30 protein-coding genes are annotated in these 25,843 nt (G+C 38.4%); 5 read left to right on the forward strand and 25 right to left on the reverse strand.

The window, feature by feature from the left end; all coding sequences use genetic code 11:
- A partial coding sequence (locus tag AC1DCY_RS23415; RefSeq protein ID WP_477353974.1) for a hypothetical protein occupies positions 1–815 on the forward strand: 815 nt, incomplete at its 5' end.
- 190 nt (positions 816–1,005) lie between these two features.
- Here the strand turns inward: AC1DCY_RS23415 and AC1DCY_RS23420 are convergent.
- The 22 genes from AC1DCY_RS23420 to AC1DCY_RS23525 all read right to left on the reverse strand — a co-directional run bounded on the left by AC1DCY_RS23420 (position 1,006) and on the right by AC1DCY_RS23525 (position 21,194).
- Positions 1,006–1,263, reverse strand: a complete 258-nt coding sequence (locus AC1DCY_RS23420) for an HPr family phosphocarrier protein (protein WP_477353976.1) — start codon at positions 1,261–1,263, stop codon at positions 1,006–1,008.
- Between the two features lie 286 nt (positions 1,264–1,549).
- Positions 1,550–1,780 carry a hypothetical protein gene (locus AC1DCY_RS23425; RefSeq protein ID WP_477353978.1) on the reverse strand — a complete coding sequence of 77 codons (231 nt, stop codon included), beginning with the start codon at positions 1,778–1,780 and terminating at the stop codon, positions 1,550–1,552.
- Complete coding sequence (whiA, locus tag AC1DCY_RS23430; protein WP_477353980.1) at positions 1,773–2,720, reverse strand: DNA-binding protein WhiA; 948 nt, start codon at positions 2,718–2,720, stop codon at positions 1,773–1,775. The genes AC1DCY_RS23425 and whiA overlap by 8 nt, the downstream gene beginning before the upstream one ends.
- A gap of 66 nt (positions 2,721–2,786) precedes the next feature.
- Positions 2,787–3,770: a gluconeogenesis factor YvcK family protein gene (locus AC1DCY_RS23435; protein WP_477353982.1), complete on the reverse strand. Its 984-nt coding sequence runs from the start codon at positions 3,768–3,770 to the stop codon at positions 2,787–2,789.
- 4 nt (positions 3,771–3,774) lie between these two features.
- Positions 3,775–4,668 (reverse strand): RNase adapter RapZ, encoded by an 894-nt coding sequence (rapZ, locus tag AC1DCY_RS23440; protein WP_477353984.1) that lies wholly within the window; start codon positions 4,666–4,668, stop codon positions 3,775–3,777.
- Positions 4,669–4,677: 9 nt separating this feature from the next.
- Positions 4,678–5,145 (reverse strand): NUDIX domain-containing protein, encoded by a 468-nt coding sequence (locus AC1DCY_RS23445; RefSeq protein WP_477353986.1) that lies wholly within the window; start codon positions 5,143–5,145, stop codon positions 4,678–4,680.
- A gap of 402 nt (positions 5,146–5,547) precedes the next feature.
- Positions 5,548–6,492 (reverse strand): thioredoxin-disulfide reductase, encoded by a 945-nt coding sequence (gene trxB, locus AC1DCY_RS23450; RefSeq protein WP_477353988.1) that lies wholly within the window; start codon positions 6,490–6,492, stop codon positions 5,548–5,550.
- 99 nt (positions 6,493–6,591) lie between these two features.
- A complete protein-coding gene (locus tag AC1DCY_RS23455) occupies positions 6,592–8,115 on the reverse strand; it encodes a tetratricopeptide repeat protein (protein WP_477353990.1) in 1,524 nt (507 codons plus the stop codon).
- A 90-nt stretch (positions 8,116–8,205) separates the two neighbouring features.
- Positions 8,206–8,823 (reverse strand): bifunctional phosphoribosyl-AMP cyclohydrolase/phosphoribosyl-ATP diphosphatase HisIE, encoded by a 618-nt coding sequence (gene hisIE, locus AC1DCY_RS23460; RefSeq protein ID WP_477353992.1) that lies wholly within the window; start codon positions 8,821–8,823, stop codon positions 8,206–8,208.
- Positions 8,820–9,581 carry an imidazole glycerol phosphate synthase subunit HisF gene (gene hisF / locus AC1DCY_RS23465; protein WP_477353994.1) on the reverse strand — a complete coding sequence of 254 codons (762 nt, stop codon included), beginning with the start codon at positions 9,579–9,581 and terminating at the stop codon, positions 8,820–8,822. Before hisF ends, hisIE begins: the two co-directional genes overlap by 4 nt.
- A complete protein-coding gene (gene hisH / locus AC1DCY_RS23470) occupies positions 9,575–10,207 on the reverse strand; it encodes an imidazole glycerol phosphate synthase subunit HisH (protein WP_477353996.1) in 633 nt (210 codons plus the stop codon). The genes hisF and hisH overlap by 7 nt, the downstream gene beginning before the upstream one ends.
- A complete protein-coding gene (hisB, locus tag AC1DCY_RS23475) occupies positions 10,204–10,803 on the reverse strand; it encodes an imidazoleglycerol-phosphate dehydratase HisB (RefSeq protein WP_477353998.1) in 600 nt (199 codons plus the stop codon). The genes hisH and hisB overlap by 4 nt, the downstream gene beginning before the upstream one ends.
- Before the next feature lie 4 nt (positions 10,804–10,807).
- The gene (gene hisD / locus AC1DCY_RS23480) at positions 10,808–12,082 is read right to left on the reverse strand and encodes a histidinol dehydrogenase (protein WP_477354000.1); all 1,275 of its coding nucleotides are present in this window, start codon (positions 12,080–12,082) and stop codon (positions 10,808–10,810) included.
- Between the two features lie 53 nt (positions 12,083–12,135).
- Positions 12,136–12,759 (reverse strand): ATP phosphoribosyltransferase, encoded by a 624-nt coding sequence (gene hisG / locus AC1DCY_RS23485; RefSeq protein WP_427417014.1) that lies wholly within the window; start codon positions 12,757–12,759, stop codon positions 12,136–12,138.
- The gene (locus tag AC1DCY_RS23490) at positions 12,752–13,924 is read right to left on the reverse strand and encodes an ATP phosphoribosyltransferase regulatory subunit (RefSeq protein ID WP_477354002.1); all 1,173 of its coding nucleotides are present in this window, start codon (positions 13,922–13,924) and stop codon (positions 12,752–12,754) included. The genes hisG and AC1DCY_RS23490 overlap by 8 nt, the downstream gene beginning before the upstream one ends.
- A 911-nt stretch (positions 13,925–14,835) precedes the next feature.
- Positions 14,836–15,378, reverse strand: a complete 543-nt coding sequence (locus AC1DCY_RS23495) for an acyltransferase (protein ID WP_477354004.1) — start codon at positions 15,376–15,378, stop codon at positions 14,836–14,838.
- Between the two features lie 4 nt (positions 15,379–15,382).
- A complete protein-coding gene (ppaX, locus tag AC1DCY_RS23500; RefSeq protein ID WP_477354006.1) occupies positions 15,383–16,024 on the reverse strand; it encodes a pyrophosphatase PpaX in 642 nt (213 codons plus the stop codon).
- Between the two features lie 12 nt (positions 16,025–16,036).
- On the reverse strand, positions 16,037–16,858 hold the full coding sequence (lgt, locus tag AC1DCY_RS23505; protein ID WP_477354008.1) for a prolipoprotein diacylglyceryl transferase: 822 nt from the start codon (positions 16,856–16,858) through the stop codon (positions 16,037–16,039).
- Between the two features lie 460 nt (positions 16,859–17,318).
- On the reverse strand, positions 17,319–18,254 hold the full coding sequence (gene hprK / locus AC1DCY_RS23510) for an HPr(Ser) kinase/phosphatase (protein ID WP_477354010.1): 936 nt from the start codon (positions 18,252–18,254) through the stop codon (positions 17,319–17,321).
- A 200-nt stretch (positions 18,255–18,454) separates the two neighbouring features.
- Positions 18,455–18,775 carry a cytochrome c551 gene (gene cccB / locus AC1DCY_RS23515; RefSeq protein ID WP_477354012.1) on the reverse strand — a complete coding sequence of 107 codons (321 nt, stop codon included), beginning with the start codon at positions 18,773–18,775 and terminating at the stop codon, positions 18,455–18,457.
- 52 nt (positions 18,776–18,827) lie between these two features.
- The gene (locus AC1DCY_RS23520) at positions 18,828–19,676 is read right to left on the reverse strand and encodes a YitT family protein (protein WP_477354014.1); all 849 of its coding nucleotides are present in this window, start codon (positions 19,674–19,676) and stop codon (positions 18,828–18,830) included.
- A gap of 288 nt (positions 19,677–19,964) precedes the next feature.
- Entirely contained in the window at positions 19,965–21,194 is a 1,230-nt protein-coding gene (locus tag AC1DCY_RS23525; protein WP_477354016.1) for an EAL and HDOD domain-containing protein, read from the reverse strand.
- Between the two features lie 421 nt (positions 21,195–21,615).
- On the opposite strand from AC1DCY_RS23525, the gene AC1DCY_RS23530 reads away from it, so the two are divergent.
- From AC1DCY_RS23530 to AC1DCY_RS23545, 4 genes are read left to right on the forward strand one after another with little or no spacing between them, the layout of a single operon-like run.
- On the forward strand, positions 21,616–21,990 hold the full coding sequence (locus AC1DCY_RS23530; RefSeq protein ID WP_477354018.1) for a GntR family transcriptional regulator: 375 nt from the start codon (positions 21,616–21,618) through the stop codon (positions 21,988–21,990).
- The gene (locus AC1DCY_RS23535) at positions 21,987–22,880 is read left to right on the forward strand and encodes an ATP-binding cassette domain-containing protein (RefSeq protein WP_477354020.1); all 894 of its coding nucleotides are present in this window, start codon (positions 21,987–21,989) and stop codon (positions 22,878–22,880) included. The genes AC1DCY_RS23530 and AC1DCY_RS23535 overlap by 4 nt, the downstream gene beginning before the upstream one ends.
- Positions 22,864–23,586 (forward strand): hypothetical protein, encoded by a 723-nt coding sequence (locus tag AC1DCY_RS23540; RefSeq protein ID WP_477354022.1) that lies wholly within the window; start codon positions 22,864–22,866, stop codon positions 23,584–23,586. Before AC1DCY_RS23535 ends, AC1DCY_RS23540 begins: the two co-directional genes overlap by 17 nt.
- Positions 23,583–24,284 carry a hypothetical protein gene (locus AC1DCY_RS23545; protein WP_477354023.1) on the forward strand — a complete coding sequence of 234 codons (702 nt, stop codon included), beginning with the start codon at positions 23,583–23,585 and terminating at the stop codon, positions 24,282–24,284. The genes AC1DCY_RS23540 and AC1DCY_RS23545 overlap by 4 nt, the downstream gene beginning before the upstream one ends.
- Positions 24,285–24,403: 119 nt before the next feature.
- Here the strand turns inward: AC1DCY_RS23545 and AC1DCY_RS23550 are convergent, their stop codons facing one another.
- The 3 genes from AC1DCY_RS23550 to AC1DCY_RS23560 all read right to left on the reverse strand — a co-directional run.
- Positions 24,404–25,051, reverse strand: coding sequence for a VTT domain-containing protein (locus tag AC1DCY_RS23550; protein WP_477354029.1), 648 nt, complete (start codon positions 25,049–25,051; stop codon positions 24,404–24,406).
- A 386-nt stretch (positions 25,052–25,437) separates the two neighbouring features.
- Entirely contained in the window at positions 25,438–25,593 is a 156-nt protein-coding gene (locus AC1DCY_RS23555; protein WP_477354025.1) for a hypothetical protein, read from the reverse strand.
- A 10-nt stretch (positions 25,594–25,603) separates the two neighbouring features.
- Positions 25,604–25,843: hypothetical protein (locus tag AC1DCY_RS23560; RefSeq protein ID WP_477354027.1), on the reverse strand; the 240-nt coding region annotated here is incomplete at its 5' end.

Genomic DNA, 25,843 nt, shown 5'->3' on the forward strand with positions numbered 1-25,843 from the left:
CTTTCTTTCCGTCGTTCTGGCTCTTCTTTCCGTCGCTTCGGTCTTTCTTTCCGTCGCCGCCTTTTCTTTCCGTCACTCCGGCTCTTCTTTCCGTCGCTTCGGTCTTTCTTTCCGTCGCTCTGGCTTTTCTTTCCGTCGCTTCGGTCTTTCTTTCCGTCGCCGCCTTTTCTTTCCGCCGCTTCAGTCTTTCCTTCCGTCGCTCTGACTCTTCATTCCGTCGCCGCCTTTTCTTTCCRTCACTYCGRCTCTTCTTTCCGTCRCTTCGGYCTTTCTTTCCGTCGTTCTGGCTCTTCTTTCCGTCGCTTCGGTCTTTCTTTCCGTCGCCGCCTTTTCTTTCCGTCACTCCGGCTCTTCTTTCCGTCGCTTCGGTCTTTCTTTCCGTCGCTCTGACTCTTCTTTCCGCCGCTTCAGTCTTTCCTTCCGTCGCTCTGGCTCTTCTTTCCGTCGCTTCAGTCTTTCCTTCCGTCGCTCTGACTCTTCTTTCCGTCGCCGCCTTTTCTTTCCGCCGCTTCGGTCTTTCTTTCCGTCACTCCGGCTCTTCTTTCCGTCGCTTTGGTCTTTCTTTCCGTCACTCCGACTCTTCTTTCCGTCGCTTCGGTCTTTCTTACCGTCACTCCGCCACTTTGATCGTTCTATCCACGATTTTGGTGGTTCTATCCACGATTTTGGCTACTCTATCCATCATTTTGACGTTTCTATCCACGACTTCGACTTTTCTTTCCGTCGCTCTGACTCTTCTTTCAGTCGCTTCGGTCTTTCTTTCCATCACTTCGACTCTTCTTTCCATCACTTCGACTCTTCTTTCCGTCGCTTAGATCGTTCTATCCTTCACTTTGACCTTTCTATCCACCATTTCAACGGTTCTATCCACGGCCAGTAAATTTGAAGCATCGGCCATTCGCCATTATTTTAAATTGTTTAAGAGGAACCTTCTGTACCAAAACGCAAAAAAACTGCCCAGCATGTAAGTTTTACTGCTTGGACAGTTATTGCATTATGGTTTTATTAATCTTCTTTTTCGATTAGTGCTGCTAATGCTGTAACCGCTTGCTCAGCATCGCTACCAGCGCCACTAAGTACGACCTCTGTTCCTTTGGCAATGGCTAAGCTCATAACGCCCATAATGGATTTAGCATTTACTTTTTTCTCGTCTTTTTCCAGAAAGATATCTGCGCTAAAACGATTTGCTTCTTGTACAAATAGTGCTGCTTGTCTAGCTTGTAGTCCTAATTTTAATTTTACATGGACTCTTCTCTCGGTCATTCTTATAACTCCCCTTTACTACCGTTCATCTATTATTTTTATCTTACCTTACTTACTAGCAAAAGAACAATACACGAATCAATTATGCCTCGGCATAATTGCTTCTGGAGGCTTTAGGCCAACAGATGTTTTTTGTGCGAAAGCGTAGTGCTAACGCAGCGGCAGCAACAGATGGTTTTTGCGCGAAAGTGTAGCGTCAGCGGCATGATGTTTCTTGCGCGAAAGTGTAGCATCAGCGGCATGATGTTTTTTGCGCGAAAGCGTAGTGTCAGCGGCATGATGTTGATCACTCAGTCGTGTGTTGTTGGTGTTGCTGTCGCTTCGCTTTCGCACAGACAAAATACGTTGTTGCTGTCTCGCTTCGCTTTCGCACAGATAAAATACGTTGTTGCTGTCGCTTCGCTTTCGCACAGACAAAACACGTTGTTGTTGCTGTCGCTTCGCTTTCGCTACCAACACACCCACTGAAAGAAGTTAAACACACATTCATACCTGAAAAGTATGAAAATTTAACCACCAATTTTTTCTCCGCTTCTTAATGCATCGGCAATTTCATCGATTTTCCGTAATCGATGATTGACACCGGATTTACTAACCGTTCCGCTTGATACCATTTCACCAAGTTCTTTTAGTGTTACATCTTGGTATTCTACTCGTAATCGTGCAATTTCACGAAGTTTTTCTGGCAATTGATCTAGACCTATTGAATTTTCAATAAATCGGATATTCTCTACTTGGCGTAATGCTGCGCCTATTGTTTTATTCAAGTTCGCTGTTTCACAGTTGACAATGCGATTGACACTATTTCTCATGTCTCGCAATATGCGAACGTCTTCGAATTTCATCATTGCTTGATGAGCTCCAACAATATTAAGGAAATCAGAAATTTTTTCTGCTTCTTTTAAATAAGTGACAAAGCCTTTTTTTCGTTCAATTGTTTTTGCATTTAGCTCGAATTCATTCATTACATCCATTAAAGCCTCGCCGTGCTCTTTATATAATGAATAAATTTCTAAATGGTAGGCTGACGTTTCTGGATTGTTGACAGAGCCACCAGCTAAAAATGCACCTCGTAAATATGCTCTTTTTTGACCACTCTTTTTAATGAGCTTCCGAGAAATAGTATGATTAAATTGAAAGTCGTCTGAGATGATTTCTAAATCAATCAGTAGCTCACGAGCACCTTCTCTTACACGGCAAATGTATACGTTATTTTTTTTCAAACGCATTTTTTTTCTAACAAGTAACTCTACATTATACGGATATAGCTTCTTCATAATCGTATAAAGTCTTCTTGCGATTGCTGCGTTTTCAGTTTGTACGTCTAAGCTTAACTGTTTATTAGCAAAGGATAATGAACCATTCATACGAATTAGGGCAGATACTTCTGCTTTCATACAATGATTGTCCGCTTCTATTTGAGTTAACTCTTTTTTTGTTTCAGAAGCAAAAGACATATCACGCCCTCCTTTCAATCTTTTTGTTCTATGTATATGTTCATCTTATCATATACAATAAGCGCTTTATAATTCTCTAACTTCTTGTTCATAGATATTTGCGTAATCTACAAGCCATTTCGCAACGTTTGTCGCATTATGGCGAACCGTCCCATCTGGGCGAATCGTGGCAATATCTCGTTTAATAACCTCTAATCCCATACTTTCAAGCTTTGCAACGTCAAATGTTACTGGCTCAGCACACTCTTCCTTATATAGCTCTTTTACAGGATTAGGTAGTTTTACATCATTTACCAATATAGAATCAATGAAGGAGTCTCCTACATGTTTATATAAAGCTTCAACATGATCGCCTGCTGTATAGGAAATGGTTTCACCTTTTTGAGTCATTAAATTACAAACGTAAATTTTTCTTCCTTTAGCCTTAACAACAGCTTTCCCAATTTCTTTTACAAGAAGGTTTGGAATAATGCTTGTATATAAACTTCCTGGTCCAATTAAAATATAATCTGCACGATTAATTGCTCGAATAGCTTCTGGTAGCGGTTGCACATTTTCAGGCACTAAAAAAACTCGATTAATTCGTTTTTTAGCCTTTGGAATTTTAGATTCCCCTTCAATGATTGAACCGTCTTCAAGCTCAGCATGTAAATTTATCTTTTTGTTGGCTGCTGGTATGACGCGACCATGAACCTTTAAAACCTTTCCCATTTCACTAATAGCATGGTTAAAATCTCCGGTAATATCTGTTAAAGCAGTCAGCATTAAATTACCTAATGAATGCCCACGTAAATCTTCTGACGCTGAAAATCGGTATTGAAACATTTGCTCTACAAGCGGCTCAACATCCGATAAGGCAGCGATTACATTACGGACATCACCAGGTGGTGGAATATCATAGTCATCTCGTAAGCGTCCTGAAGAACCACCATCATCTGCTACTGTCACAATTGCAGTAATATCAAATGGGTGGTGCTTGAGCCCTCGTAGTAACGTAGAAAGCCCCGTACCCCCACCAATTACAACAAGCTTTGTTCGCTTCTTTCCCATTCACTCAATCCTTTCTACGATTGATGTCACGATGTGTTATAACAGTGTTTTCCTTTCCAGCTAAATATGCCCCAAAATACTCTGCTAATGTTACCGAACGATGCTGTCCTCCAGTACATCCAAAAGCAATGACAAGTTGCGATTTACCCTCTTGTCTATAGAGCGGAATCATAAATTCAAACAAATCCGTTAGTTTTTGAATGAGTGTTTGCGTATCTTCAAGTGCCAGAACATAAGAAGATACCTCAGTTTGTAAACCCGTTTTTTGGCGTAACTCTTCTACATAATATGGATTTTTTAAAAAGCGGACATCAAATACTAAGTCCGCATCTATCGGCATACCATGCTTAAATCCAAAAGACATGATATTTACTGAGAAAATATTATCTGCATCACTCGCAAATTCTTTAGCGATTTTTTCACGTAGCTCTTTAGGCTTCATATTAGATGTATTATAAACAAATTTAGCGCGACCCTTTACTTCGGATAAAAGCTTACGTTCTTGTTTAATGCCATCTAATGGCAAACCATTTACAGCCAATGGATGTGCACGTCTTGTTTCTTTATAACGTCTAACTAAAGTTGCATCATCTGCATCTAAAAATAAAATCCGTGCCACTGTATCGCCTTCTTTAAGAATATGGTCGAGGGCACCGATAAGAGAATCAAAAAAGTCGCCACCACGCATATCCATGACAGCTGCTATACGTGTAATATTTTTACCCGAATCCCTTAGTAGGGTTAAAAACGTAGTGAGTAACGCTGGTGGTAAATTATCAATACAGTAATACCCTAAATCTTCAAAGCTCTGAATAGCTACTGTTTTCCCAGCTCCAGACATCCCTGTAATAATAACCAATTCATGTGTACCTTTTGGTCCTTCAACCACCACTGTCATGCAGCTCCTTTATTGTTCAATTGATATTTGTATTTTCTCATGAAGTAATTCAAAATCAGTTGTGTATTCAAATGTACCGTACTGAATGCCTGATTGTGAGATTGCAAATTGTAAGTTTGTTCGATCACCTTCAGCCATTGGCAAATGTTTTAAATCCTCTACTGGGTGCCATGCAAGTTTGCCTTCTCTAGTTTCTTTAAACGGTACACCTTCTATATCCTTTGCAACAAATGTATAAAGCATCCATTCGTCCACTGTCTCATTATTTTCTTTAATAACCATCGTATAAACACCTTTTAAATGAGCGTTTATTGGCGTGACATTTGTTTCTTCTTTAAACTCACGTACTGCAGCCTCATAAATCGACTCACCGCTCTCCATTTTACCGCCAGGTGCTACGTACCAGCCACGTCTCGGCTTCTGAAGTAATAACACTTGACCGTCTTTTACGGCTATTAAATTTGCAATTCTTTGCATAGGCACACCTCTAATCTCTTTTGCATTCTACCTTTTATTATAGCAAGACCAAACAAGGTTTGTCCTCATTTCTAAACTTTAGGCGCATTGCAATTTTAACTTCATCGATCATGGAGGAAACATGTTTTTTAACCTCTACTAAACATATGAAACTCCGCCATAAAAATTTCCGTTCACAACAAAAATAGGTTGCTCCACCTTATTTGGCGGAAACAACCTACTCAACAAAATAAAAGGGGGATTGCTAATTACAATTTATATATTACACCTTTTATATGTCATTCAAGTTACAACTATATTAAGACCGTATTAAAATTGTATTTTTTTCCTTAAAATAATAAATCTCGGGCATAAACTGTACATCCCACTCAGGGTGGAGACTGCCCTTATCAATGATCCATTTTAAGCATTAATTTTTTCTAATAATTCTTCCACATAGTGCTGTACTGCTTGTGCTGCAATACTTCCGTCACCTGTTGCTGTAACGATTTGACGAAGTGATTTTTCACGTACATCTCCAGCTGCGAAGATACCTGGTACTGTCGTTTCCATATTATCATTTGTCAAAATATAACCAGCATCATTTAAAATACCTAGAGACTCAAATGGTTTAGTTAACGGTAGCATACCAATGTATACGAATACGCCATCAGTAGCAAAATTAGATTCTACACCATCTACAGTTGATTGTAATGTTACACTTCCAACTTTACCGTTAGCTTCATTAATTTCTTTGACTGTTGCATTCCAAATGAAATCAATTTTTTCGTTAGCAAAGGCACGATCTTGGAGAATTTTTTGTGCACGTAATTTATCACGACGGTGCACAATTGTTACTTTATCAGCAAAGCGAGTTAAATAAACGCCTTCTTCAACAGCAGAATCCCCGCCACCTACGACAACAAGATTTTTTTGTTTGAAGAATGCACCATCACATACTGCACAATAGCTGACACCACGACCACCAAGTTCTTTTTCGCCAGGCACGCCCATTTTTTTATACTCGGCACCTGTAGAAAGAATAATTGCTCGTGTTTTATATTCTTTAGCACCTGAAATTATTGTTTTATATTCCTCACCATCAATAATTTCAGTTACATCGCCATATGCATACTCTGCACCAAATTTCTTAGCATGATCAAACATTTTTGTAGATAGCTCAGGCCCTAAAATTGTATCAAATCCTGGATAGTTTTCTACTTCTTCTGTATTTGCCATTTGTCCGCCAGGGATCCCACGTTCAATCATTAAAGTTGAAAGGTTGGCACGTGATGTATAAACAGCAGCAGTCATTCCAGCCGGACCTGCACCGATTATTACTACATCATAAATTTTTTCTTCTGACATAAATACTTCCCCCTAAACAGATTTTTACTTTTTTATAATAATGTTATTATGTTCATCGTATGTGAAAGTAAAAAGTTATTCAACTATGTTGCTCACGGTCTAATTATGAGTGCTTGGTAAATACATTAAAATTTCATCAATATACTTCGATAAAGTTGACACTGATACTCCGTATTGCTGAGCAATCTCTTTTTTTGTAACTTTAAGCATTCTGGATGAACGAAATAAATAATCATTTGCTCCTGCAATAGCTGCTGGATTTGTAAAACGATAATTGTTCATCAATGCTTGCTCACAAAGCACAAACCACATTTGGAACATTGGTGCAATTAATGTTGTTAGCTTACCATACTGTTCTAGTAAAATTTCTGGCACACTTACTGCTCGTATAAAGCTAGCCTCTACTTTGTTTTTCATATCAAATTGATGTCCTAGTGCATAAGCGAGGAATAGCTTTTCATACGCATTAAATTGGTCAACGTCTATCCATTTTGGATGCGCAATAATTTCCTGTTTATGTGCTGTACAGCTTAGTAAAAATAAACCAAATATGCGTTCACTTGTATATTCGCTCTCTAGCTTATCTACAATATAATCACGATCATGTTCTAATGCATCAAGTGAATAATCGTTTTCTTCTTGACGCCAAGGTTCAAAGCCTTCTTTATCGGGATCTAGCTCAAGTAGCTGCGCCCATGCACTCTTTGAAATTTCTTCATGTTCTGAGAAATAAGCTGCATGTGATAACCAAAAGTAAAAGCCAGCATCGCCTACATAGCCTCTTTTCTGCATGCTACGCAACCATTTAAAGGCTAAATCATATTGTCCAACGAGCGCTAATGTTGCACCTAGCTTATAGCGATGTTCCCATAAGTAAGGCTGAATTTTTACAAGTATTTCTAAAAGATCCTTTAAATCTTCTTCGTTTTTTTCATAGTACGCGATAACCGTTAGATTACATAGTGCATGTAAATTCCCTTTATTTTCACGTAATACAGTGTTTAGCAGAGCCTTCGCCTGTTCTGCTTCGCCTACATAAAAATAGGCAAGGGCTAAGTTATTATAAGCTGACCAAAAATCCGGTCTATCCTCAACTAAGTCTTCTAAAATTTTAATAGCTTCAGGGAAATCTCCCTTTTCCATACAACGCCTCGCCTGTTCCTGCCGATATAAATCTTCAGCAGAACCTTCAAGCTCCTCAAAATCATCTTGTTCAAAATCAACAAACTCTAATATTTCAGTAGCTTCATCTGCATAGGCACCATCTGGCTCTATTTGTAAATATTGCTCTGCAAAGCGTTTAGCATCATGTATGATGCCGATACATCCTGAAATCTCTGCCATGTAAAAAATAATTTCTGGATTGTCTTTATCTATTTGATAGGCACGACGAAGAAGATCATAAGCTTCCTCAAAACGTTGACCCTCTAACTCTATTATCGCTAATTGCAATAAAATCATTGGATCATCAGGGCTTAGATCGACTGCTCGCTGTAAATATTTATAGGCTTTATTCATTTGTCCGCTATTCATTGCTTGAATTGATTTATTATAATAATAGTCGCCTGTTGGAATGAACGACACTATATTCGTTTGACTCTCTTTTTGACGTTTCTTTTCCAAAATATTTCCTCCGAAACAAGAAATAAGGAACGTATAATACGTTCCTTTACACAGTAACTTCTATTATACCATACAATAAGCAATATGCCGTTATTTCTCCTCGTGACGTTTTTCTAACACATGTAACACGTCATAAACACTTACTTTTTGCTCTTGTAGTAACACTAGTAGGTGATAAATTAAATCGGCAGCCTCCCATTTCACTTCTTCTGCATCACGATTTTTTGCACCTATGACAACTTCAGTTGCTTCTTCTCCAACTTTTTTACAAATTTTATCGATTCCCTTATCGAACAAATATGTAGTATAAGCCCCTTCTGGCATTTCTTGCTCGCGCTTTTCAATGACCTTTACGAGTTTAGAAATAATCTCAACAGATCCGACTTTGGTATTTTGCTGAATGATTTCCGTAAAACAAGAAGTTGTTCCATTATGACAAGCCGGACCAGCAGGAATTACTTCCACAACTAACGCGTCACCATCACAATCCGCCTTAATAGATACCACTTGTTGTGTATGACCACTTGTTGCACCTTTGTGCCAGAGTTCTTGACGTGAACGTGAAAAGAACCATGTTTCTCCCGATTCAAGTGTTTTTTCTAGAGATTCTTTATTCATATACGCTACAGTTAGTACTTCTTTTGTATTAGCATCTTGTACAACCGCAGTGACAAGACCTTTTTCATCAAATTTAATGTTGTCAATCATCTTACTGCCACTCCTTTTTCACGTAAGTACTCTTTTACTTGTGCTACGCTCGTTTCTTTGTAATGGAAGATGGATGCGGCAAGTGCTGCATCTGCATCGATATCTTCAGCTAATACTTCGTAAAAATGTTCGGCATTGCCTGCACCGCCGCTTGCAATAACAGGAACTGTCACAGCCTCTCTCACAGCTTTTGTTAAGGCTAAATCAAAGCCGGATTTCTCACCGTCCTGATTCATACTCGTTAATAAAATTTCACCTGCACCTAAGCGAACCGCTTCCTTCGCCCACTCAGTTGCGCGCCATGCTGTTTTGTTTCGGCCACCATGCGTATAAACCATCCATGCAGCATCTTCTTCGCTATAGCGGGCATCAATAGCTACTACAATACATTGTGCGCCAAAAAAATCAGACCCTTCTTTAATAAGCTCTGGGCGCTCTAAAGCAGAAGTATTCACTGATACTTTGTCGGCACCTGCACGTAAAATACGTTTCATATCATCTAATGTACGAATTCCACCACCTACCGTGAATGGAATCGCTAATGTAGCTGCAGTTTGCCGTACGACATCCACCATTGTTTCACGTCCTTCATGTGATGCCGAGATATCTAGAAATACAAGCTCATCTGCTCCTTGTTCATCATAAAACTTGGCAAGCTCTACTGGGTCACCCGCATCACGTAATGACACAAACTGTACACCTTTTACAACACGTCCCTCTTTCACATCAAGACATGGAATAACGCGCTTTGTTAACATGATGCCACCCCCTTCAACCATTGCTCTAATAAATGCACACCTAGCTCACCTGACTTTTCGGGGTGGAACTGCATGCCCGTAATAGAGCCATTTGCCACAATGCCAGGAACCCTAATATCATGATAATCCGCATAAGCGACAAGCTCCGTTTCATCGATATCAGTTGCATAAAATGAGTGTACAAAATAAACATGCTTTGCCGTTACTTCACCCTTTAACCATGAAGGGCGATCTGTCACTATGAGCTCATTCCATCCCATATGTGGTACTCGATATTTGTGCCCAGCGTTGTCACCACTAAATCGTTTAATGCTTCCTTTAAAAAAGCCTAGACCCTTCGTTGGAGACACTTCTTCACTTTGCTCGAATAATAATTGCATGCCTAAGCAAATTCCGAGAAGTGGTCGATTTTCAGCTTTCACCTTTTGTAAATATTGATCTAAATTCGTTTCAGCTAAACGTTTGATGGCATCTGGAAATGCTCCAACACCAGGGAGTAACAGAGCATCTGTTGCATCTAGCACTGTCTCGTTAGCCGTGACAACAACCTCACAGCCAAGTCGTTTTAATGCCTGTTCAACACTAAATAAATTCCCCATTCCATAATCAATAACACCTATTTTCACGTTAACAGCCCCTTAGTCGATGGTACACCTTTCACACGTGGATCAATTTCCACTGCTGCGTCAATGGCACGTGCTAACGCCTTAAAAATAGCTTCAATAATATGATGTGTATTATGTCCATAAGGTACGATGACATGAACATTCATCCGAGCCTCGAGTGCAAACTTCCACAAAAATTCATGTACTAATTCAGTATCGAAGCTACCGACCTTTTCTTTCAGCTGTGGCACACGATATTCTAGGTGCGGACGATTTGAGCAATCCACCACGACCTGTGCAAGTGCATCATCCATTGGCACAAATGCTGTGCCGTAACGCTTTATTCCTTTTTTATCACCGAGCGCTTCACGAATAGCTTGGCCTAATACAATTCCGAGGTCTTCTGTTGTATGATGATCGTCTATATATGTGTCACCGTTCGCTTCTATCGTCCCATCAAAAAGCCCATGTTTGATAAAGAGGTCAAGCATGTGATCCATAAAGCCAACACCCGTTTTTATATCTGCCTTTCCTTCACCATCTAAATCGATGGCTACCGAAATTTGAGTTTCATTTGTCGTACGTTCAACTTTTGCATATCGTTTTTTTTCGGTCATTGTACTACTCCTTTTCCCATCCACGTGATTCGACTGCACGCGCATGGCCCTCTAAGCCTTCCATGCGTGCTAGACGTGCAATTTTCGGTGCGTTTTCTGCCCAAGTTTTTTCACTATAAAAGACGACGCTCGATTTTTTCACAAAATCATCGACGTTTAAGCCACTTGCAAAGCGTGCAGTGCTATTCGTTGGCAGCACATGATTTGTCCCAGCAAAGTAATCACCAACTGGTTCAGAGCTATAACGACCGATGAAAATACCACCTGCATGTCGTACTTGCTCAGCTATAGCCTCCGCATTTTTTGTGACAATTTCTAAATGTTCAGGTGCTAGCGAATTAATCGCATCTACGGCATCTGCCATCGTTTCAGCTACATAGATAGCACCAAAGTTTTCTATCGATGCACGCGCTACCTCTTCACGTGGTAAAGTCGTTAATTGCTTCTCCACTTCATCAGCTACTTTTTTAGCCAATTGCTCAGAAGTCGTTACTAAAATGGCACAAGCTAATTTATCGTGCTCAGCCTGTGATAAAAGATCAGCCGCGATTTCATCAGCAAATGCTGTATCGTCTGCTAATACGGCAATTTCACTCGGGCCTGCAATCATATCAATCGCTACCTCACCAAATACCTCACGTTTTGCTAATGCTACAAAGATATTTCCAGGGCCTGTGATTTTATCAACTGGAGAAATTGTCTCTGTGCCATATGCAAGAGCCGCAATCGCCTGAGCTCCACCGATTTTATAGATTTCTTCTACTCCTAAAATGTGCGCTGCAGCAAGTACACCTGGAGGTAACTTTCCATCTCGACCTGCTGGAGATGTAATAACAATGCGTTTGACACCAGCTACTTGTGCAGGAATTACGTTCATCAAGACCGAAGATGGGTATGCTGCTGTACCACCAGGAACATAAAGACCTACTGCATCGAGCGCAGTAATTCGTTGCCCAAGCCATGAGCCATCTTTAAGATCTAAGCGATAACCTGAACGCTTTTGCTGTTCGTGATAAAAGCGAATATTTTGAGCAGCCTCTGTTAAATCAGCATAAAGTTGTTGATCAATTGAATTTACGCCCTCTGCTATTTCTTCCTTCGTTACGCGTAAATGATTAGGGGCGAAACCATCCCATTTTTCTGTATAAAAACGTATAGCTGTGTCACCTTGTGCACGAACGTCTGCTAATACTTGACGCACAACCTTTAACTGTTCTTCATTTCCACCTTCAAGTGCTCGCTTTAAGGAAATACCTTTTTCTAGCTTTGTTATTTTCATAGGATTAATCTCCTTTAAATCTAGGAATGTGCCTCTTCTAATAGTAGACATTTTTATTTAACACATTTTTTTAAACGTTTCACAAGATCGATAATACGGTCACTCTTCATGCGATAGCTTACTGGGTTGGCAATTAATCGTGATGATACGTCTGTAATAAATTCATACTCCACTAAGCCATTTTCTTTCAGTGTCCTGCCTGTTGAAACAATATCGACAATTCGATCTGCTAAGCTAATCATGGGCGCTAATTCAATCGATCCATTTAGCTCAATAATTTCAACCTGCTCTCCAATACCCTTATAATATTTCATTGCAATATTAGGATATTTTGTCGCTATTCTTGGTGCAATTTCATTCATCGTCGTATTAGGTAAGCCTGCAGATGCGATATAACAAGTACTTATTTTCAAATCCAGTAATTCATGTACTTCTCGTTGCTGTTCTAACAAAACATCCTTACCAGCAATACCAATATCCGCTACACCGTGCTCAACATAAACAGGAACATCCATTGGCTTTGCTAATATAAAACGAATTTTCTCTTCTGGAATTTCAAGCATTAATTTACGGGACATTTCGACTTCTTCTGGTAAATTAAAGCCAGCTTCTAAAAGCATCTGATATGCCTCATCAAAAATGCGTCCCTTTGGCATAGCAATCGTTAATTCATTCACCGTCAACGTCCTCCTGTCCCACAATAACTACTTCTGTAAAGTGTGCTAAAAAAGCTTCTTCATCGACAAGACTACTCCTTAACTGTAAGGTAACCTGTTTACCAGCTGCTCGTAGCGTCTGTACCTTTGTAAGAGCCGCTTCAAATTGTTCTTCCTCAAATAACACGACTGTAGCTTCTTGTCGCGCATCAGATTGCCCATTAAGTGTTTCCAATAGGCGATCAACACGAATACTAAATCCTGTTGCGCCTACTTTTGAGCCAAACACCTCCAGCAATCCATCATAGCGTCCCCCATTCCCTAACGGAAAACCACTGCCAGTTGCAAACACTTCAAATAACATGCCTGTGTAATAGCTCATATGACTAGAAAGTGTAAAATCGAAGGCCACATAATCCGCTAAGTCAGCAATTTCAAGTAATTTAGCGAGCTGTTGCATATATTCTAATGCGTCATTTTTCCGCACGTATTTTTCAATATCTTGAATTTCTTTTAAATTCATTGCTTCTTCAATAAATTGTAATAATGCATCGGATTTTGTTTTAGGTAAATCAAATGATTCTACCGCTTCCTCAAACCCCACATAATTGCGTTGCACAAGTAGTGCCCGAAGTATATTTTGTTGTTCGATGCTTTCTGTATAATCTTGTAAAATACAATTTAATATACCTGCGTGACCGATCGTTACTTTAAATTGCGCTAAGCCAAATTGTTTTAATAACTCCATTGCCGTAACAATAACCTCAGCATCAGCAAATACAGAATTGTCTCCAATTAACTCTATCCCCATCTGATCAAATTCTGCTGGGCGTCCACCTTCCGCTTCCTGTGCACGAAAAACACTTGCAAAATAAGCGAGGCGAATTGGAATCATTTCTTTTAATAATTTTGATGTTGCTATACGTGCAATCGGTGTTGTCATATCAGGTCGTAGTACTAACGTGTTGCCCTGGCCATCTACTAATTTAAATAAATGCGCATTGGCTATCGCTGATGCTTTACCGACTGTATCAAAATACTCTACTGCAGGCGTTTTAATAAATTCATAACCTCTTCTGCATAAAAAATCCCGCCCAGTATTTCTTACAGCCTCTACCTTTTCAAATATTTGCGGAAATGTATCGCGCATTCCAAGTGGTTTCTCGAACATTTTAATCGACGACATTTTGACACTTCCTCACGTTTTACTTTAACTCACTAGAGTGTTAGAGAATTAGATTATGAAAGAATTCTAACTTATTTCTTCTTGCTAGTCAACGCAACTCCGTTTAAATAATCGAATAATTTCAATACTGATTATTCCGTTAATTATACTCGAAAATAAATAAATTGAAACTTTATTCAACAGAGTAAGCTTTTTCCGCCTTAAATTAGTAAATCTTTAGAGAAAAAAACTGTGCATAGTGAGGCTTGCACAGTTTAATGGTGTTGAAAAATATAATGGTCAAGGAAATTTTCATGAAAGTTTTGGCGAGTGATTTCCGTTCCAGGCTACTCGCTTTCCAGTGGGCGAGCGTCGAGCCGCTTCCTCCGCTTACGCTCCGTGCAGGGTCTCGCCTGTCTCGCTTTCCCACGGGAGTCGAGTAGCCTTCCACTCCAATCATGATAACTTAGAACCTTTATAAATTTTATGTATTTCAAAAGTGAACGCTATGACTACTCACCTTAATCGAGCAAAATAGACTTACAATAGTGAAGTTTGTACTTCTGTTGTTACCGCCACTATGTTTTCATATATTAAAGCATTTGTTGCTGTTGCTTCGCTTTCGCACAGAAAACACATGTTGCCAATTTTCATTCTATCACTTTACAGTTTAAGTGACATTTCAGAAGATACACGCTTAGTAATGGTTGATTGGAGTGGAGACTGGGCGACTCCTTGGGGATTAGCGTCACAGATGAGACCCTGGAGCGAGCATCGCGAGTGAAGCGGCTCATCGGACGCCCCCAGGAAAGCGCCCAGTCGGAACGGAAATCAACCCCTCGTTTTGCTGGAGAGTCATACTTTAATTTTTTTTACAATTGTTATCAACAAAAAACACTGTGCACAGTAAAGCATGCACAGTGTAGGTATTATTATTTTTTCGGCGTGCACCATTCTACTACTTCATTGCTTTTGCGCTCCGCCATTTGTTCAGCTGTATAAATAATTTGCATAGGATTACCGCCTGCTAGACAGCCAGCTGGCACATCCTTGTGCACAAGGGTTGCAGCTGACACTATCGCACCGTCACCTATCGTAACACCTGGTAGTATCGTTGAATTGGCACCAACCATCACTTCTTTGCCAATATGAACATCTCCCAGACGATATTCCTCTATTAAATACTCATGCGCCAAAATAGTCGTATTGAAGCCTATAACGGTATTGTCACCGATATGAATACGTTCTGGAAACATTGTATCTGGCATAACCATTAAAGCTATGGAAGTTTGTTCACCAATCTCCATTTTTAAAAAAGTTCGATACAACCAGTTTTTCACACGTAAAAATGGTGTGAAGCGTCCAATTTGAATGACAACGAAACACTTCATCACCTTCCAAAAGGACACCGTATCATAAATATTCCAAAGCGAGTTTGCTCCTTCGACACGGTAGCGTTCTGTTTTACGTGCCATTTACTTACCCCGCTTTCACAATTTCAAATAAATCCGTCATATGATGCAACATATATTCCGGCTTGAATTGCTGTAAGTATTCCTCACCTTTAAAAGCCCATGCGACACCAGCTGCTCTAACTCCAGCGTTGTGCCCGGCCTCAATATCGTGAGAATTATCGCCAATCATAATGGCTTCTTCCTTGTTTACACCAAGGCGTTCAAGCGCAAGCAAAACTGGCTCTGGATCAGGCTTTACATTTTTTACATCATCCGTGCCAATACGGATGTCAAATAAATGACTTGCACCTAGTACAGATAGACCACGGTCAATCATCCCATTACGCTTTGTAGAAACAATCGCTAACTTGATCCCCATAGCCTTTAATTGCTCTAAAGTTGATACAACATCAGGATATTGAGTGACAAGCTCATCGTGATGTAATTCATTATATTCACGATATTTTGCACTCATTGCATCCTCTTCACCAGGAGCAATGTCACTAAATGTCTGTTTTAAGGACGGCCCGAGGAATTTTAAGCAATCTTTTGGCGAATATTGCCCGGGAAATCGCTCGTTTAAAACATGCATAAACGTTTGAATGATTAAATCATTTGTATTGAGTAATGTACCATCAAAATCAAATAGTAATGCCTTTACAGTCATGCTTTGCACCCCTTATTTATTATCTAAATACTTTACTGCAGGTTTTACTTTTATGCGTCGATAAATAATCGCACCAAGACCCACAACAATACCTATTATTGAAACAACCTGAGCCGAGCGTAAATCTCCTACTAAATACAGGCTATCTGTACGCATGCCTTCTATATAGAAGCGACCGATTGAATACCAAATTATATAGCCGAAGAATATTTCACCACGATTTAAATTTACTTTGCGTAAAACTAATAAAATAATTAGCCCAATAAAGTTCCAAACGGATTCATATAAAAAAGTAGGATGTACGTATGTTCCTAATTCTTCAACATACATTTGATTAATAATCCAATCCGGCAGCATTAGATGTTCTAAAAACTCACGTGATACTGGACCACCATAAGCCTCTTGGTTCATAAAATTTCCCCATCGGCCAATTATTTGTCCAATTAAAATACTCGGTGCCGCAATATCCGCAACTCGTAAAAAGCTGATATTTCTTCTACGTGTGAATATGTAAGCTGTCAAAAAGGCGCCAATAAGAGCACCATGAATAGCGATACCACCATTCCAAATTTCAATAATCTTCCCTGGGTTTTCGCTATAATAATCCCAACGCATCGTTACATAGTATATACGTGCACATATTATAGATATAGGAACAGCCCATAGTAATAGATCTGCTAAAAAATCTTCTGGTAAGCCTCTCTTAACAGCCTCTCTTTGTCCTACAAAATAAGCTAAAATAATACCCGATACGATTAGTAACCCATACCAGCGAACTTCGATAGGTCCTAAATGGAAAGCAATCGGATTAATTTCTAATAATAACAAGTCCATCTTATACTCCTCTCATAATCAATTCATTGCATTTATTTGCAAATGAATCCTAATCAATTATGCCTCGGCATAATTGTGTCCGGAATCGGCTTTGTGCTTAGGCCTGCAAGTGTTTTTTGTGCGAAAGCGCAGCGACAGTACCGATGCAGGTCAGTTAGCCGTTATCGCATGGATGCGATGGTTTTAGGCTAACATCCTCTAAGAACTCCTTTCCTACTTCCGTGACATCCGCCGGAGGCTTTGGGCCAACAAATGTTTTCTGTGCGAAAGCGTAGTGTTAACGCAGCGACAGCAACACGATGTTGGTTACTCAGTCGTTGCCACAGGACGTGGCGTTCTTAGACTTAGTTCCTCTATTTCAGCGGATGTTTATACACCCACTGAAAAGTAACTTAAACCCGCATTCATCTCACCACATATAGAGGTGGGAGACACTTTAGCTGAAATAAGTTAAAAACGATTAGTCGTCCAACTCGTCCGTTGATGAGATTACCTCATCTAATCGTCTAGAAAACTCCTCGGCTGCATTAACACCCATCTTTTTCAAACGATAATTCATTGCTGCTACTTCAATAATAACAGACACATTACGTCCAGGTCTTACAGGAATCGTTAGCTTTGTCAATTCCGTATCAATGATTTTCATTTTCTCTTCCTCTAAACCTAGACGATCATACACTTTTTCTGGATCCCATATTTCCAATTCAATAATTAATGTAATACGTTTGTACGGTCGTACCGCACTTGCACCAAAGAGTGTCATTATATCGATAATACCGATGCCTCGGATTTCGAGTAAATGTTCTAAAAGAGGAGGTGGACTCCCAATTAAGAAATTCTCTGATTCCTGACGGATCTCTACACAATCATCAGCCACTAAGCGGTGACCCTTCTTGACAAGCTCAAGTGCCGTTTCACTTTTCCCTACACCACTTTTTCCGATAATTAGTACACCAATTCCGTATACATCAACTAAAACTCCGTGCGCAGCAGTCATTGGTGCTAAGCGACCTTCTAAATAGTTTGTTAGCCTACTCGAAAATTTCGTTGTTGTCATGTGTGTTTTAAATACAGGTACATGTTTTTCATTGGACGCCTGTATAAGTTCATTTGGTACCTCTAAATCACGAGAAATAATTATAGCTGGTGTATCCTGCGAACATAGAAGACGCATGCGCTCCAGTTTCACATCTGCAGGCAGCATTTCAAAAAAAGAAAGTTCTGTTTTTCCTAGCAATTGTACTCGATTCGCAGGATAGTGCGTAAAATACCCCGCCATCTCGAGTCCTGGTCTTGAAATATCACTAGTAACAATCGTTCTTCCTATTCCTTCCTCACCAGCTAATAGTTCTAACTTAAATTTCTCCATAACATCTCTTGTTAATACTACGACCAATGTTTAGTAGCCTCCATTCAAAGGAATTGAATATGTTTTGTCCTGCGTTAACTAGCAATCAGCATAATGATTGCAGTTTCACCTTATTTTAGCATGTCTATGTATAAAAGAAATGTATTTACACTCTGTCTGCCCTGACTAAAAATTCTACAAAATATAAAAAACTAGCGGTTCTCCAGCCCGCTAGTTTCATTATCGCTTTATTTTTGAGTAGCTAACCATTTGGCAACTGCTTCTGCATCTGCACCTTTTACAATACCAGCAGGCATTGCACCTTTACCATTTTCAACAACATTCAAAATTTCTTTTTCTGTTAAACGAGAGCCTACATCGCTAATTTTTGGTGCATTTCCTTGGCCTTGTAGCTCGCCACCATGGCAAGTAATACAAGACTTCATAGCAATTGTTTCGCCATTTGGAGTAGTTGTTTTCGTACCTTCAGTTGTTGTCGTTTTACCTCCGCCGCAAGCAGCTAAGAAGATTGCTGAACCAATCGCTAATGTTAACATTGCCTTTTTCATTAGGGCCCCTCCTCAAAGTAAATAAATATCTTTCTCCGACATTATACCAAAATTATGCACGTTTGAAACCTTCTCCTAACACCTCATAAGCATCAGAAACGATAACAAACGCTGATGGGTCAACGTTTTTAATGAGTTGTTTCAGCTTTGTGAATTCTGTTTGATAAACAACAACCATAAGTACTGGTCGTGCTTCCCCTGTATAGCCACCTATTGCAGGCAACTTTGTCACTCCTCGATTGATCTCGGCATAAATGGCATCACGTACTTCATCTTGTTTCATCGTAATAATGTAAACCATTTTGGACTGACTAAAGCCGAGCTGAATAATATCAATCGTTTTCGTAGTGACATAAAGTCCAATCAGGGCATACAAACCTTTCTCTAAGTCAAAAACAATTGCTGCACTAACTGCGATAATCCCATCAATTAAAAGTACACTTGTACCAAGCGATAATCCGGTATACTTTGTAATTATTTGTGCTAGTAAATCAGTGCCACCAGTAGAAGCATTCCCCTTAAAGACAAGTCCTATTCCTAAACCGACCACTATTCCCCCAAAAAGTGCACCGAGTAATGGATTATCTGTCCATGGCCCCCAACTGTTCGTTAGTAATACAATAAACGGTAATGTTACTGTTCCAACAAACGATTTTATCCCAAACTTTTTCCCTAGTAATAATACACCTGCGATAAATAATGGAATATTGAATGCATATTGGACAAAACCAGGATTCCAACCAAATAAACCGTGTAAAATTGTACTAATCCCACTTACTCCGCCAGAAGCTACTTGATTTGGCAGTAAAAATACATTGAAGCCAATAGCAATAATTGCCGCTCCTACTATGACGTACACATACTCCACAATGCTTTCCCTTACATCATGAATTTGATTCATTTCCCCCACGCCCACTTCAACTATCAGAATTTTTTAAAGACGAGATGATTATAGCAATTAGTCTTCGCATTGAGAACTTCGTCTTGATGAAGGGAATATGTATTTTTATAATTTGGTTCATCATAAACTATATTAATGGCAAGCTTATTAATTTAATAAAAAAATAAGCTACCTTAAAATGAATTTTAAGATAACTTATTTTCGACTTTTCTCTATAATAAATACTTAACTGCAAATTCCATTACAGGACCTATTAAACAAGAACAGATTTTGAATTGATCCTTATTTTTATAAAGATTTTTCTGCCCACTCCATTGCTTCATTGTATAAAAGATCGATATTTGTTAAATCCATATTGAACTGAGGAGCTAAATTTTCTAAAGTAGACCAATCTAACTTACCTAGCGCAATACTAAATTCCAGAAAAGGTGTCATTTCAGTTTGATTACCTAAAATCGTTTCTGTTATGTCTTCCGAAAAAGGTAGCTGCTGTAAAATAACATTCAGCGGTCTTTGCAACAATGTGTCTATCAACGAAAACATCCCAACTAAAAAATATTCAGAGAAGTTTTTCTTATAGGAAAGCTTGGCTAATTTCTCACATACTTTTGCTCTAAATAAAGATGTACGCATGACTTCTATAAAAAGATCATTCTCAGTATTTCTATCAATTTCTCGCATCGCCAATAAATAAATCCACTTTCGCAAATTTGATACGCCGAGTAATATAATCGCTTGTTTTATCGAACGAACCTTGGATTTAGAGCGCGATTCTGAGTTATTAACCATTTGCAATAATTTATACGTTAATGAAATATCACGCTCAATATTATCAGCTATTAACTGTATATTAGGTTCCTCTTCTTTTAATAACGTAATAATATATAAATATTGCATAGTATTAGCAGGTATATCGGTAGCTGTAATGATTTGTGGTTGTTCAAAAAAATAGCCTTGGAATAATTCATAGCCAGAATGCTTTGCCACTTCAAATTGATTACGTGTCTCAACCTTCTCAGCTAGCAGTTTTATGTGAGGGAAATTTTCTTTCACTTTATTTTCAATTTCCATTCGCTCCAGTAATGGTGACAATAAAAAGTCAACTTTTATAAAATCGATATAAGGAAATAACTCATCATAAACTTGTACCTTATCATCCAAAATAAAATCATCTAATGCAATTTTAAACCCATAGGATTTCAGCTCACTGACTCTCTCGACTAGCTGAGTTGTAATAGGGACATCCTCTAAAATCTCAATAACAACTTGCGATGGATTTAAAAACTCATTTAAGGAACTCATAAGTAAGTTTTCTGTAAAATTAACAAAACCAGGTTTGCCTTTTGTTACCTCTTCAATGCCAATTGAAAGAAATGAGTTTACTAGTACATCGATTGTTGCAGCATCTGAATCTACCATCGGAAAAGCATTCACATTTTTGCTACGATATAATAATTCATATGCAACGATTTGTTCATGAAGGTTAAAAATAGGCTGTCTGCCGATAAATACTTCCATTTCGTCGCCTCCCATTTCTCCATATTCTAGTAAGTAATATTATAGCACCTTTCATTATTCTCTGCTTACCATTCAAGTAACTGTCTAAAAAGTCGTCTAACATTAATTAACATTCTATATAAGAAAATGGGTCATCGCTTTTGTGACGTTATCCCCTAGGAGTCACTCCGCCTCATTCTAATCGACTTATGCTCTTTAATCCCAACTTTCGGTGATGAGCCCTTTAAAATCATTACCTAAAACTCTAAATTCCCCCATACATCATTTATTCCTTTTCCAGAGAGACCTTTTCAATTTCACTTAATACGCCCTAAATATTTGTAAAAAATTTCATTTCGTATTGACATTTACCAATTTTCAATATACAGTACATTACAACACTAATGCACTATGTTACGTAGGAATGAAAGGGGGTTTTTCGATGCACGTTCATCTAGATGGTACAACACCGATTTATATTCAAATTGCTGAATGGCTACAGCATGAAATCATTGCCGACCGATTGCAGACAGACGCGAAGGTCTATTCACAATACCAGCTAGCTGAATTATTCAATATAAATCCTGCTACAGCTGGTAAAGGCCTGACAATTTTACTTGAAGAGCAACTTTTATATAAAAAACGGGGGTTAGGTATGTTTGTCGCTACGGATGCAAAAGAGCGAATTTTAATGAAACGCCGAAACGAAATATTAACGAAAATGGCACAAGAGATTGTGTTAGAGGCAAAACGTTTACTTGTATCTGATGAAGAGTTGCTAGTACTTATTCGAAAAACACAGGAGGGATTGGAATGAATATTATTCAATGTGAGGAGTTATCTAAAAGCTTTGGACGTCGTCATGCACTACAGCAAGTAACCTGCGCTATTGGTGCAGAGAAAATTATCGGTATTATTGGTCGCAACGGTGCTGGTAAGTCGACATTACTTAATATTTTTGCAGGCTATATAAAGCCAACAAGTGGGGCATGCAAAGTGTTTAATGAAAATCCCTTTAATAATATTCAAACTGCTGCCAATATGATTTTTATCGATGATCGATTAAGCTTCTCTGATTACTTGTCGCTCGAAGATATTTTAAAGATGGGGGCTGATTTTTATCCTAATTGGCAAAATGAGTTAGCTTATCGCATGCTCGATTATGCAGGTATAGATCTCACAGCAAAGCATCAGCAACTATCTAAAGGGCAATTGGCAACCTTTAACCTAGTTTACGGATTAGTAAGCCGCTGTGCACTAACGATTTTAGATGAACCGATGAATGGTATGGACGAAGTGATTCGTACAGATTTTTACAGGGCCATTTTAAAGGAATACCTAGCCTTCCCACGAACATTTTTAATTACTAGTCACCATTTACAAGAGATGGAATCTATTTTAGAAGAAATATTATTGATAGATGAAGGCTCTGTCATTGCCCACGCACCATTGGATGAATTTAAGGAACAACTCATATCACTTAGCGGACCAAGTGATGCACTTGCAGATCTGCTCTCTGAGACGGAAGTATACGCTCAAAAAAATGTGGCAGGAATGACCACTGTAATAGTGGATGCTAGTAAACTATTTGTCTCAGAAGAAATACTTCGAACAAAAGGCATCTCGCTATCGTCCCTTACCGCAAGTGAAGTCTGCAAGTATTTAACAAGTAAAAAAGGAAGTGATATTGATGCAATCTTTGACTAAAATTTCACTTAAAACAATTGTACTAAAACAAGTGAAATGGAAAGCAAAATTATATATTTCTGCACTTAGTTCCTTAGTTATTGTACAAATCATTTTTGGGATTTTAACATCTAGCTCTGGGAATGCGTCTACTGGTCATGGGCGAGGAAATTTAAATATTCGGTTCTCTATTTACACACTCGATACGTTTCTTATTATTACAGCAATTTGGGCATTTATTGTAGCACTTCTCTTTACAACAAAAGCGTATCGTACTGATGACTTATCTGTTATTTCTAGTCGAACATCTAGCGCAATGGCCAATGTATTTGTCATGATTATTTACAGTTTTATTGCGGTCATCATTATGATTTCGACTTATTATTTACAAGTATTCGGGATTTCTTTAATGGAAAAGAAACCTTTTATAGTAGAAAATCTATTTATTTCACCATCAACCTTACTATTATGTTTCAGTAGCCTCTGTTTATTTAGCGCAATCGGCTTACTATTAGGCAGCAGCTTCAAGGGGCCAGTAGTTATAAAAATATTTGTATCTACTTTTATGCTGTTTAGCTTAATTTATATGTTACTAGGGTCTATTAACCTTAGTCCGCTACTAATGTTATCTAATCTTATGATTAGTGTTCTTTATTTGCTTGTTACTTTACTATGCTTTAGCCTCACTATTTGGATTGCAAACAAATCGGAGGTGACTCGCAAATGATTACGACTACACTATTCTTTTTTACTACAATACTACTTGTAATTGCTATTTTCCTACTACTAAGTAAATTAGGGAATAAAGCTAAAAATATTTGGACGCCTAAGCGTATTATAATTGGCATTACTAGCTATATTGTACTTGGACTTACTGCCTTCATTTATATTAGTTTTTTTTCAGAATCAAAAATACCAGTACTTTCTCCTTCTGAAATTAAACAAATTGAGAAAAAGTTTGATCAAATCCAAAAGTATGATCAAGAATACAATTCTTCCTATTTAACCGAGGATTACAAAAAGAAAACATGGGAAATTAACTTTGAAGGAGATACATTACCTGTTGTTATAAATGATGACAATTTAAGCTTGAAGATTCGACAACGTTATAATGATAGTATTGAATCTGGGAAAGCTCTTGTTACCTATTATCAATTTCCTTTCATTGTAGAAGGGATTGATGTTTCAAACGAAGTACCGTTACCTAACGTATACGTGGCACAAAACCAGTTATTTATTGGATCTTTACAAGAACAAGTAAATTATTATCGTACCAAAGCAACATTAGGTATCTTAGATTTTAATCGCCAGTTCGAACTAGAACCAGACGTAATAGACTATTCCTATTCAAATATCTTAGTTATCGACATTCCACGAAGTACGGTTCTTGAAGATTCACAAGGTCTTGTACAGTATTTAGAATAGTAAAAAACGGATAATCGCCGATAGATAGGGATAACATTCGTTAAAAATCAACCTAGATGATGATGAGCATAAAAAAGACAGTCCTCAGTGATTTTTTATCACATTTAGACTGTCCTTTTTTATTTTCTACTTGTTCTTGATTTAATAGCACCAATAACAGCTGGTACAACTGAAATCAAGATAATTAATATAAGAACCGTTGAGAAGTTATTTTTAATGATAGGGATATTACCAAAGAAATAACCTAGTAATGTACAGCTGAGTACCCATAACACTGCACCTACAACATTATACATAATGAAGTACCCATACTTCATTTTACTAGCCCCTGCAACAAATGGTATGAATGTACGGATGAAAGGCATGAAACGCGCGATGACAATCGTTTTTCCACCGTGTTTATTAAAGAACTTTTCTGCCTCTTCCATACGTTCTTTTTTTACGACTCTACCAAGGAAGCTCTTTGGTGGAATGGATGTCCCTACTTTATGACCAATATGATAGTTCATTGTATCCCCTAAAATTGCAGCCGCTAAAAACACAGGAATTAATATCCACATATTAAAAGCGCCTATTGCTGCTGCTAATGCACCACTTGCAAAAAGTAAAGAATCACCTGGAAGGAATGGGAAAATCACGACACCTGTTTCAACAAAAACAATTGCAAATAAAAAGAGATAACTCAAATTACCAAATTTACTTATGATTTCCTCTAAATGCACGTCAATATGCATAATAAAACTAATTAACTCCTTGATGAGTTCTATCATTTTTCTGTATGCTCACTTTCAATTAAATTTTCTAAAGGCTTTGACGTAGCTAGACACCAAAGGGTTCCATTCTTGTTTACTGTCTATAGTGTTACTTCTCCCTCACTATATGACAAGCCTTTAAAAAGTATGTAGATTTCACAAGTTTGATTTTATCACTTACAGACATATACACTCAACTAATTTAAATACGTGGCCATGCTTTTTTACATTGCTGTAATATTGGTCTAAAGTGAAACTTCAATATATGGGTGTTCCTCGTCCCTCACTAGAGGAACACAAGCTAACATCTCACATTATTTGAAAACGTTTGTGTGACTAACTCCCTGCTACTACGTTTGCATTTCGCACAGAAAACATTTGTAGCTGACGCTTCGCTTTCGCTACAGAAAACATTTGTTGCTGTCGCTTCGCTTTCGCACAGAAATTATTTGTTGCTGACGCTTCGCTTTCGCTACAGAATATATTTGTTGCTGACGCTTCGCTTTCTCTACAGAATATATTTGTTGCTGACGCTTCGCTTTCGCTACAGAAAACATTTTGTTGCCCCTAATCAATTGAACTTTTACGGGCAGTTGATCTCCCACTTATATTTATTCCTTCTCTTAAATCTTGAAAGGTGAGTCTATTATACGGGATAAAAAACATACTAACATTAGTAGTACAAACCAAGGCCATGGTTTGTGCTACTATTTTTTTATAGTAGAAGTGAAGAAAAGCCGACCAGCCTCTGGGACCATTTGTGAGTCCGTATATAAAACCGGCTAACTTCATGCCCTTATATGAATC

It is taken from the genome of Lysinibacillus sp. 10T31 (assembly GCF_056394365.1).

Coding starts and splice junctions, on each gene's coding strand:
- AC1DCY_RS23545 (WP_477354023.1), top strand. CDS start 23,583: ATGATTACGACTACACTATTCTTTTTTACTACAATACTACTTGTAATT.
- whiA (WP_477353980.1), bottom strand. CDS start 2,720: ATGTCTTTTGCTTCTGAAACAAAAAAAGAGTTAACTCAAATAGAAGCG.
- cccB (WP_477354012.1), bottom strand. CDS start 18,775: ATGAAAAAGGCAATGTTAACATTAGCGATTGGTTCAGCAATCTTCTTA.
- AC1DCY_RS23490 (WP_477354002.1), bottom strand. CDS start 13,924: ATGTCGTCGATTAAAATGTTCGAGAAACCACTTGGAATGCGCGATACA.
- hisIE (WP_477353992.1), bottom strand. CDS start 8,823: ATGATTGACAACATTAAATTTGATGAAAAAGGTCTTGTCACTGCGGTT.
- ppaX (WP_477354006.1), bottom strand. CDS start 16,024: ATGACTGTAAAGGCATTACTATTTGATTTTGATGGTACATTACTCAAT.
- rapZ (WP_477353984.1), bottom strand. CDS start 4,668: ATGACAGTGGTGGTTGAAGGACCAAAAGGTACACATGAATTGGTTATT.
- AC1DCY_RS23435 (WP_477353982.1), bottom strand. CDS start 3,770: ATGGGAAAGAAGCGAACAAAGCTTGTTGTAATTGGTGGGGGTACGGGG.
- hisB (WP_477353998.1), bottom strand. CDS start 10,803: ATGACCGAAAAAAAACGATATGCAAAAGTTGAACGTACGACAAATGAA.
- AC1DCY_RS23535 (WP_477354020.1), top strand. CDS start 21,987: ATGAATATTATTCAATGTGAGGAGTTATCTAAAAGCTTTGGACGTCGT.
- AC1DCY_RS23530 (WP_477354018.1), top strand. CDS start 21,616: ATGCACGTTCATCTAGATGGTACAACACCGATTTATATTCAAATTGCT.
- AC1DCY_RS23540 (WP_477354022.1), top strand. CDS start 22,864: ATGCAATCTTTGACTAAAATTTCACTTAAAACAATTGTACTAAAACAA.
- AC1DCY_RS23525 (WP_477354016.1), bottom strand. CDS start 21,194: ATGGAAGTATTTATCGGCAGACAGCCTATTTTTAACCTTCATGAACAA.
- hisD (WP_477354000.1), bottom strand. CDS start 12,082: ATGAAAATAACAAAGCTAGAAAAAGGTATTTCCTTAAAGCGAGCACTT.
- trxB (WP_477353988.1), bottom strand. CDS start 6,492: ATGTCAGAAGAAAAAATTTATGATGTAGTAATAATCGGTGCAGGTCCG.
- AC1DCY_RS23445 (WP_477353986.1), bottom strand. CDS start 5,145: ATGCAAAGAATTGCAAATTTAATAGCCGTAAAAGACGGTCAAGTGTTA.
- AC1DCY_RS23495 (WP_477354004.1), bottom strand. CDS start 15,378: ATGGCACGTAAAACAGAACGCTACCGTGTCGAAGGAGCAAACTCGCTT.
- lgt (WP_477354008.1), bottom strand. CDS start 16,858: ATGGACTTGTTATTATTAGAAATTAATCCGATTGCTTTCCATTTAGGA.
- hisF (WP_477353994.1), bottom strand. CDS start 9,581: ATGTTAACAAAGCGCGTTATTCCATGTCTTGATGTGAAAGAGGGACGT.
- AC1DCY_RS23420 (WP_477353976.1), bottom strand. CDS start 1,263: ATGACCGAGAGAAGAGTCCATGTAAAATTAAAATTAGGACTACAAGCT.
- AC1DCY_RS23555 (WP_477354025.1), bottom strand. CDS start 25,593: ATGTTTTCTGTAGCGAAAGCGAAGCGTCAGCAACAAATATATTCTGTA.
- AC1DCY_RS23520 (WP_477354014.1), bottom strand. CDS start 19,676: ATGAATCAAATTCATGATGTAAGGGAAAGCATTGTGGAGTATGTGTAC.